We start from the raw sequence: 4,821 nt of genomic DNA, 5'->3' as shown, positions 1-4,821 counted from the left end.
AGTCACCGTCCTGCTTCACCCTGATGGGACCGGCGTAGGCCGCGGTCTGCATGCTGCCGTCGGGCAGCGCGTACGTCGTCGAGTCCGTCGTCCGCTCCGGCAGGATCTCGATCCTCCGGTTCTGCAACCGGGCCATCAGCAGAGCAGAGGTGACGTCCTTGGCCTCGGCCGGCCCGTACTTGACGGCCTGCGACGCCGGGGCTGACGCCGACGCGGAGCCCTCCGGCAGGGCCACGGCCGTCCCCGTACCGGCGACCGTCATCGCCGCCTCGATGACAAGCGCTGCGGCAGCGATCATCCCGATCGCACATATTCGGGACCGGGACCAGACGGGACGGCTTGGTCGTCTGGTTCTGCCGGATCTGCCTGACTCTGATCTGCTGCGCACGGACAATCCCCCGTGATCTTTCCATTGGTGAATGGCTATGGGCAGCAGATCTTTACATCACCCACACACGGGTTCATGTAACGGGCACTCATATCGCCAAGAGGGGGCAAAAGGGGCCTCAGGAATCAACCGGGCAGGCTCCGAAGGGGCGAACTTAAAGATCGTCTCAAATGCTGACATTCACCCCGAGCGTGCGATCGCCTTTGGCGACCAACCCGCGTTCCCGGGCGGGTGTCTTTTTGGTCGGCCCTTTATGGAAAATCATCTCAAGTCGCAATAAGCCAGTCGCATGGAGTGGAGGGCTGGCGTTACGTCGTGCCAGTGCTCGGATCAGCACTCGGAGGAATTGCCACTCGACAGATCGATCAACTCGGTCTCAGTGGTGGCGACTTGAGTGACCGGCGATGTCTGGTGCGACGACTCGCAACGCTGAAGGCCGGCTTCCTCGACGAGCTTCGGTTCGCTTCGGCCCCCGTGCGGACCGACCCGGGGCAAGCGCGATCAACGTTCGTCCAGCCGAACCGGGGAGTACCGCGAAGTCTTCGGGACCTCGTGCACCGGCCCCGCTACCGGTTTCGTTCCTGGTGAGCGATGACGTCGGACGCTGCCGGCGCGCAGATGTACGACCAGAAACGCGCCCAACAGCCCGCGAGCCAGCCCCGGGGTTCTGCCGAGCGGCGGCGGCCGGGGCTGGAGCCTCTGGTTCCGCCGGACGAACAGGACAGGATCGTCCGGCGTCTCCAGCACGCCAGCAACACGTTCGGCGACACCCCGCTCAAGTCGCTGGAAGAGGCCGAGAGCGCCTACGACGAAGCCGTCGCCCAGCTCGTGAACGCCCTCGCGGAACGCCGGAGCCTTCTCCGCGCCGGCTGGCAGGACCAGGGGCGGGGTCAGGGTCAGGGGCAGGGGCAGACCTCTGAAGTGCCGTCCGGCGCGTCACAGGCCGACGAGTTCCGGCTCGCACTGCGGCAGGACCGGGAGATCACCCAACGAAACCTTCTAGTCCCGCCCGGGACCGCGGCCTTCCGTTACGGCTACGACCGGTGCTTCATCGGCCCGCGCCTCGTCGAGTGGACCGTTCACGGCGCGGCGGTCAGAACCGTTTTTCACGAAGCCTCATCAGGGTGTGCTGCCGACCCTTCGGGGCCAGATTTCTCCCAGGATTCTCCCAAACGATCTTTGGGAGAGCTCAGATAGCCAGCTGAGCTGCACAGACGCTCTCAGCGTTGACGCCTGGCCATTGCTGATAAGGATGAGGCCACAGGTTCAAATCCTGTTGGCCCCACAGTGAAAATAACCCCAACCAGTGATGGTTGGGGTTCTTTCGTTTGTTCTCCTGGTGTTTCTCCGTGTGGCTTTGTACGCAAGTTCGCCGCTACATGGGGAGGGGGTCACATGGGGGATCACATGAGGGTCGCGTGGGGGATCACGCGAGGCGTCACGCCAGAGTGTCCGCGAAGGGGCCCGCGAGGGAGCTCGCCAGCGGGGTCAGGATGGTGGCTGGGCCGCCGTGTCCGCGTCCGTGTCGGTCTGGTCGCCGGTTTCCGTCTCGGCGTCCGTGTCCGCCGGCGAGCGGTGGCGGCAACTCGGGGATGAGCCGTGGGCCTCGGCCCGGATGCGCTGCTTCATCGTGGGTGGCAGGGAGCGGGCGTAGGACCAGGCCCAGGCGGCTGTGGCAGGTGCCGTCGCGGGGGCGGTGGAGTTGCGCGCCGGGCTGCTCTCGGCTACCGCCGCGGTGGCCGTGGTCGTGATCAGGCCGAGCGCCGTGCACAGCGCCAGGAAGGCGGTGACGACGACGGTCCACAGCTTCGAGACCTTGTTCTGGGCCATGGCCCCTCACTTTCGGGTCGGACGATTTGCGTACTTTCCTCATGATGTGTACGAGGGTGCCGAAGTGGTGGACCGACGCCCGCGGCGCGTCGATCTTCCGATGAACACCACTCGGATGGGTGCAAGTAGTGCCGAAAGAGAAGAATAGGGGGCGATTGATGGCCTAGCGGGGCGAATAGTCACGGTACGTGGAGATGTGATCACCCTCCGATCGGAGTGGTGCCGTCCGCTTCTACTGCTGTGTGCCGGGCGGGAGTTGGGGGTCGGTGCAGGTCACCGATCGGTCTCGGCCGAAGGGTATAGTCGGGCGCCAGAGGTCCCTTACGTCAAGGAAAGACGAGGTCGCGCGGTGAAGAAGCTTCTCCTGGTCGCACTGGCCGCCATCGGCGGGCTCCTCGTGTACCGCCAGATCCAGGCGGATCGCGCCGAGCAGGATCTGTGGACGGAGGCGACCGACTCCGTGCCCACGGGTTCCTGAGTATCGACAGAGTCAGCGAACAGACCCCGGCCGCCGACGCGGTCGGGGTTTTGTGTTGTCCGGAGCGGCGTCGTCCGGGGCCGGCGGGCGATTCGCCGTCGTGAACGAAATGATTGCCGAGGCAAATTGAGTGCCCCAGGGTGGGTCGTTTCGGGCGCACGTACGAATTACATGCGTGGCGGGCCGGTCGACGGGGCAGGATGGGCGACGGTCCGGGCAGAGACGGTGCCCGGGTGCGGCGGGGGCGCGAACGGTTCGGGCAGCGGTGGGCACGGTGAGGGGTGGCGCGTGATGGGGCGGCGCACGGTGCGGGGCGCGGTCGTGGCGGCGGTGCTGTGCGCCGTGGCGGGTGCCTGGGCGGGCCCGGGGGCCGGTTCTGAGGCGGTCGCCGCGCCGGACCCGTACACCTACGACTTCGCCGAGGGCGCCCGGACCGTCGAGGGAGCCGCGAGCACCACGGACGCCGTGCGGCTGGATCCCGGCGGCATCTATCGCAGCACCCTCCCGGTCAACGGCAGGCTCTACTTCCGCCTCGCGCTCGACGCCACGTCGAACGCGTACGTCTCCGCCACCGCCGTTCCCCGGCAGGGCGCGACGGTGGCCTCCTCCGACGGCGTCAAGGTGGCCGTGCAGGACGCCGACGCCCGTTCCTGCTCCTACGACAGCACCCGCTTCGGAGCGTCCCGCAGCCCGCGTCCGGTCGCCGCCTGGGCGTCACGCGTGACCGACGGCGAGACGACGGCGTGTCAGGGGGCCGGAACGTACTACGTGGTGGTGGACCGCGTCGACTCGGCGGGCTCGTCGTCGGACGACTGGGATCTCGAACTGACGTACGTGTCCGAGCCGGGCCTCGTCAACGAGGTCGCGGCGACCCCGCCCGCGTCCCCCGAATCCCCCTGGGCCGCCGACTCGCCCGAGCCGCTCACCGGTGACGCCGTCCCCCGCGAGGGCGGCGCGGGCTTCGCCACCGCCGCCCCGGTGGGGCAGGGAGTCTGGCAGGACGAGATCACGCCCGGTCGGACACGGTTCTACCGGGTGCCGGTCGACTGGGGGCAGCGGCTCCACGCGGTTGTCGAACTGGGCAGCGCCGGCGGTGCTGCCGGCGGCGGCCGGTACGTCAGCAGCGCGCTCGCCGTGTCGCTCTACAACCCCGCGCGCGGGTACGTCGACGACGAGGGCCTCGGTTACGGCGGCCGCCAGAGCTCGGCGGCCCTCGATCCGCTGCCACCCGTCGCCTACGCCAACCGGTACGGCGTCGGTGACCGGACGAGCGGGATGCGGTTCGCCGGCTCGTACTACCTCGTCGTACATCTCGCCGAGCAGGTGACGGAACGATTCGGCCCGGGGCCGTACGGACTGACGCTGCGGGTGCAGGTGAGCGGTACCGCGCAGGACGCGCCCGGATACCTGGGGCGGTCCGTGCCCCGGGACGCGTTCGCGGTCACGGAGCAGGACCGGGTGGCGGCCGGCGGGTGGACGTCCGGTGGGCTCCTGGGCGGTACGGGAGCCGGCGGGACGGACCGGGACGGCGGACGTGATGTCGCCGCGATGCGGGTCGTCGCGGTGAGCGGCATCGGCGCGGGGAGCCTGCTGACGCTGACGCTCGGGCTGTGGACGCTCCTCGCCCGGCGGCGGGCCGGCCGCGCCCAGATGTATTGACCCGCACCTGGCTGACGCCTGGCTCAGATGCGGAACAGGGCCCAGAAACCCACCGCGTAGCAGGCCAGGGCCAGGAACAGGACCGGTATCGCCACCTTCGCGGGCGGACCGGGGCGACGCGGACGACGTCGGCCACGGTGCTGCGGTACCGCCTGCGGAGGGAGAGCGACCTCCGGGGACCCATCGGCGTACGAGGAGGACGAGGCGTACGTGTCCTGCCGAAGCGTCCGAGTGGGGGTCGCCGTCACGGTCGGGACCGGAGTCGGGGCCGGGGACCGGGCGGCTGTTCCGGGCGGGTACGGCTCGGGGGAGTGCACGCGCGCGTGCGCGAAGGACGGGGTGCCGAAGGTCGGGGCTTCGAGCGGCGCGGGTACGTGGAGCGCGCCCGGAGCAGGGAGCGGGACAGCCGCGGGGGGAGTGGAGGGCAGCATCGACGGGAGCCCGGAGGCGAGCGCGACCTGGGGAG

General features: G+C 69.3%; 4 protein-coding genes and 2 pseudogenes. 3 read left to right on the top strand and 3 right to left on the bottom strand.

Going from position 1 to position 4,821, the window contains the following annotated elements; translation table 11 throughout:
• Positions 1-298 (bottom strand): annotated as a pseudogene (locus AOK08_RS32750) (hypothetical protein); the annotation flags it as partial.
• Positions 299-979: 681 nt separating this feature from the next.
• Here AOK08_RS32750 and AOK08_RS48750 point away from each other — a divergent pair.
• Positions 980-1,585, top strand: a complete 606-nt coding sequence (locus AOK08_RS48750; RefSeq protein ID WP_063794180.1) for a hypothetical protein — start codon at positions 980-982, stop codon at positions 1,583-1,585.
• Positions 1,586-1,876: 291 nt separating this feature from the next.
• On the opposite strand, the gene AOK08_RS32740 is transcribed toward AOK08_RS48750, so the two are convergent.
• Positions 1,877-2,218 carry a DUF6344 domain-containing protein gene (locus AOK08_RS32740; protein ID WP_055532823.1) on the bottom strand — a complete coding sequence of 114 codons (342 nt, stop codon included), beginning with the start codon at positions 2,216-2,218 and terminating at the stop codon, positions 1,877-1,879.
• A 349-nt stretch (positions 2,219-2,567) separates the two neighbouring features.
• On the opposite strand from AOK08_RS32740, the gene AOK08_RS47845 reads away from it, so the two are divergent.
• Both AOK08_RS47845 and AOK08_RS32735 read left to right on the top strand, forming a co-directional pair.
• On the top strand, positions 2,568-2,696 hold the full coding sequence (locus tag AOK08_RS47845) for a DLW-39 family protein (RefSeq protein ID WP_003999697.1): 129 nt from the start codon (positions 2,568-2,570) through the stop codon (positions 2,694-2,696).
• A 291-nt stretch (positions 2,697-2,987) separates the two neighbouring features.
• On the top strand, positions 2,988-4,355 hold the full coding sequence (locus tag AOK08_RS32735; protein ID WP_055532822.1) for a hypothetical protein: 1,368 nt from the start codon (positions 2,988-2,990) through the stop codon (positions 4,353-4,355).
• A 23-nt stretch (positions 4,356-4,378) separates the two neighbouring features.
• Here the strand turns inward: AOK08_RS32735 and AOK08_RS32730 are convergent.
• Positions 4,379-4,821 (bottom strand): annotated as a pseudogene (locus AOK08_RS32730) (serine/threonine-protein kinase); the annotation flags it as partial.

It is taken from the genome of Streptomyces graminilatus (assembly GCF_001418565.1).
Classification (GTDB): Bacteria; Actinomycetota; Actinomycetes; order Streptomycetales; family Streptomycetaceae; genus Streptomyces; species Streptomyces graminilatus.
Note: the sequence above shows the minus strand (reverse complement) of the source record. Positions and strands in the feature narration are given on the sequence as shown.